We start from the raw sequence: 3,225 nt of genomic DNA, 5'->3' as shown, positions 1-3,225 counted from the left end.
GGTCGTGACCGCCCCACCAGTCATCATGATCGACGATTCGGGTGATCCCCGGGTCGACGACTACATCTCGTTGACCGACGTCGCGCTGCGCCGTCGGCGGGAGCCGGCCGACGGACTGTTCATCGCCGAGGGCGAACGGGTGATCATCCGGGCGCTGCGGGCCGGCTACCGGCCGCGTTCGGTCCTGGTCTCGCCCGCGCGCCTGACGGCTGTGCCCGCGGACCTCGGCGCCGACGTTCCGGTGTACGTCGCGGGACCCGACGTGCTCGCGGCGATCACCGGCTTCGAGGTGCATCGGGGGGCGCTTGCGGCGATGGGCCGCCGGCGGCCCCGCGCCGCGGCCGACCTCCTGGTCGACGCCCGGCGGGTACTGGTGTGTGAGGACATCGTGAGCCACACCAACCTGGGGGCGATCTTCCGTTCGGCCGCGGGACTCGGGATGGACACGGTGCTCCTGAGCCCGCGCTGCGCCGATCCGCTCTACCGGCGTTCTGTGCGGGTTTCGATGGGGGAGGTGTTCGCCGTCCCCTATGCCCGGCTCGAACCCTGGCCGGAGGCCCTCGGTCTGCTGCAGGATGCCGGGTTCACGCTGCTGGCGCTGACTCCGGCGGCGGACGCCGAGGATCTTGACTCCTTCGCGGCCGGACTCACCGCCTGCGCCGCGCCCGCACCTGCACCTGCACCTGCACCGGTGACAGAGGCGGCCCGGGCCGCGTTGCTGCTGGGCACGGAGGGCGCCGGGCTGTCGGCGGCGGCGCAGTCGGCGGCGACAGCCCGGGTCCGGATTCCGATGGCGCACGGGGTCGACTCGCTGAACGTCGCGGCGACCGCCGCCATCGCCTGCTACCTGCTGGGCCGCCGTTGAGCCGCCGGGTTCAAGAGGCGAGCCAGCGGCAGCCGGGCAACGGCAGGTTCCGCAGCACCCAGAAGGCGATGATCAGTATCGGAACGGCGGGAAGCAGGCGGGCCGGTACTCGGGGCAACGGGCGGCGCCAGCCGGCCGCCCGCGCCACCGCCACGATCCAGCCGAGCACCAGCATCGGGGCGGCGATGACGAAGTAGACATTGTAGTCGGCCGCGGCCGCGAGGTGTCCGTGCAGGAGCTGGTGCAGGCCGCGGAGGGCGCCGCAACCCGGGCAGTCCAGGGACGTGGCCCACCGGAACGGGCACGTGGGGTAGTGGCCCGGCTGGGCGGGGTCGACGAGGTACACCCGGCCGCAGACGCCGACGGCGGCTACACCGAGCACGGCAAAACCCGCCAACCGGGCCCGCGGTGACCAGACCCGGCCCGGGCCGGTCGGTTCCGACGCCGTGTGTGCCGGGTGGTCTGGGTGCGGTGCCGCGACCTCCACCGGAGAAGCGTAACCGGGGCGCGGACGGCGGACCGTGGGACAGCGGACCGGGGGTGGCGGACCGTGGGACAGTGGATAGGGCCCGATCGGAGGGACAGATGACGGCACGAAACGGCGATCGTGAGCCGGGCCCGGACGCCCCCGGCTACGCGGGGCTCGCGACCTTCTGCGGACTGCCCTGGCTGCCCGGGACGGAGGCGCTGGCAGCCCGCCGGCCCGACGTCGCCGTCGTCGGTGCTCCGTTCGACATCTCGACGACCCACCGTCCCGGCGCCCGGTTCGGCCCCCGGGCGATGCGGGCCAATGCCTACAACCCCGGCACCTACCATCTCGACCTCGGTATCGAGATCTTCGACTGGCTCGACGCCGTCGACGCCGGCGACGCGCACTGTCCGCACGGGCTCACCGAGGCGTCCCATCGCAACATCCGGGCCAAGGTCGCGCAGATCGCCGGGCTCGGCACGATCCCGCTCGTCATCGGTGGTGACCACTCGATCACCTGGCCGGCCGCAACCGGCGTGGCCGACGCCGTGGGCTGGGGTGAACTCGGTCTGCTGCACTTCGACGCGCATGCCGACACCGCGGACGTCATCGACGGCAACCTCGCCTCGCACGGCACTCCGATGCGACGGCTCATCGAGTCCGGTGCCGTGCGTGGACGCAACTTCGTCCAGGTGGGGCTACGCGGCTACTGGCCGCCGCCGGACGTGTTCGCCTGGATGCGCGAGCAGGAGATGACCTGGCATCTCATGCACGAGATCTGGCAGCGGGGCAGCCGTGACGTCGTCGTGGACGCGATCGCGCAGGCCACGGACGGGTGCCGGGCACTGTACCTGTCGGTCGACATCGACGTCCTGGACCCGGGGTTCGCGCCGGGCACCGGCACCCCGGAACCCGGGGGGATGACCCCGGCCGACCTGCTGCGGGCGGTCCGTCAGATCGCGCTCGACACGCCGCTCGTGGCTGCCGACATCGTCGAAGTCTCCCCGCCGTACGACCACGCGGAAACGACGGTCAACAGCGCCCATCGCGTCGCCATGGAGGTCTTCGCGGGCCTTGCCTACCGCAGGCGGGAAGCCGCCGGTGGCGTTCCGGACCTGCCTGGGTCGGCCCCGGCCTGAGCCGGCCCTCCGTGGCAACCGTCTGTCGCAACCGACGGTCCAACCGGGAGCCGGTTGGACCGTCGACCGAACCATCGGCGTTTCGTATTCTCACGAGTACTTCGTATTCTCGCGAGCACGCAGAGCGCCCTCATTCCAGGTGCAGGGCGCCCTCCTCAGCCGTGCGCGCACCCACGTCCGGCGTGACGATGCTGGGAACGGCGAAGTTCGCGTCGTAATCCTCCGCGAGGGTCGTCGTCCCCTCGCCGTATGCGTCGGCGTCGAGAACAGCCCCGGACTCCCGCCGCTCGGCTTCCAGGTAGGGGTCGGCGTCCGGCGTTTCCGCGGCGAGTTGCCGATCGAAGGACGACCCCGCACGCTCCTCACGTGGTGTGCTCGGATAGCGGACGCCGGCACTCGGTCTGTCGGGTGCATCCCAACTGTCGTCCAATGGATCTCGGCCGGCATCCGTCGAGCCGAGATCGTCGCTGTCAAGCATCTCCGCGGGTTCCAGGGGAGCATCCTCGCGGTACCACGACCGTTCGGAGTCGGCTGCGATGGAACCCGGGTCGAACTGCTCGGGACCCGAGGCTGACTGCGTCATGGCTGCCTCCCCGACCGGCCCACGGGCGCGGCGCGGCCTGCTTGGGACATCCCGCAACATTCCGCCCGGCAAAGCGAGTCCGGCCACTGTTGATATCGGTGCGTCCCAGGCCGCTCCCGGCACGCCTCGCCGCATGACCTTCCCGGCGACGGCCGGGCTAAGCCCGCCG

4 protein-coding genes are annotated in these 3,225 nt (G+C 71.8%); 2 read left to right on the top strand and 2 right to left on the bottom strand.

Annotated elements, in window-relative coordinates:
* Window positions 1–25 precede the first annotated feature (25 nt).
* Window positions 26–865, top strand: a complete 840-nt coding sequence (locus ACY5KJ_RS19060; RefSeq protein ID WP_462204012.1) for a TrmH family RNA methyltransferase — start codon at window positions 26–28, stop codon at window positions 863–865.
* Window positions 866–875: 10 nt separating this feature from the next.
* On the opposite strand, the gene ACY5KJ_RS19055 is transcribed toward ACY5KJ_RS19060, so the two are convergent.
* Window positions 876–1,247, bottom strand: coding sequence for a DUF2752 domain-containing protein (locus ACY5KJ_RS19055; protein ID WP_462204011.1), 372 nt, complete (start codon window positions 1,245–1,247; stop codon window positions 876–878).
* Between the two features lie 203 nt (window positions 1,248–1,450).
* Between ACY5KJ_RS19055 and speB the strand changes: the two genes are divergently transcribed.
* Window positions 1,451–2,473 carry an agmatinase gene (gene speB, locus ACY5KJ_RS19050; RefSeq protein ID WP_462204010.1) on the top strand — a complete coding sequence of 341 codons (1,023 nt, stop codon included), beginning with the start codon at window positions 1,451–1,453 and terminating at the stop codon, window positions 2,471–2,473.
* Between the two features lie 130 nt (window positions 2,474–2,603).
* On the opposite strand, the gene ACY5KJ_RS19045 is transcribed toward speB, so the two are convergent.
* Window positions 2,604–3,056, bottom strand: a complete 453-nt coding sequence (locus tag ACY5KJ_RS19045; RefSeq protein ID WP_462189237.1) for a hypothetical protein — start codon at window positions 3,054–3,056, stop codon at window positions 2,604–2,606.
* Window positions 3,057–3,225: the final 169 nt, after the last annotated feature.

The organism is Frankia sp. CcWB3 (genome assembly GCF_977927595.1).
This window is presented reverse-complemented; position numbering and strand designations above follow the sequence as displayed.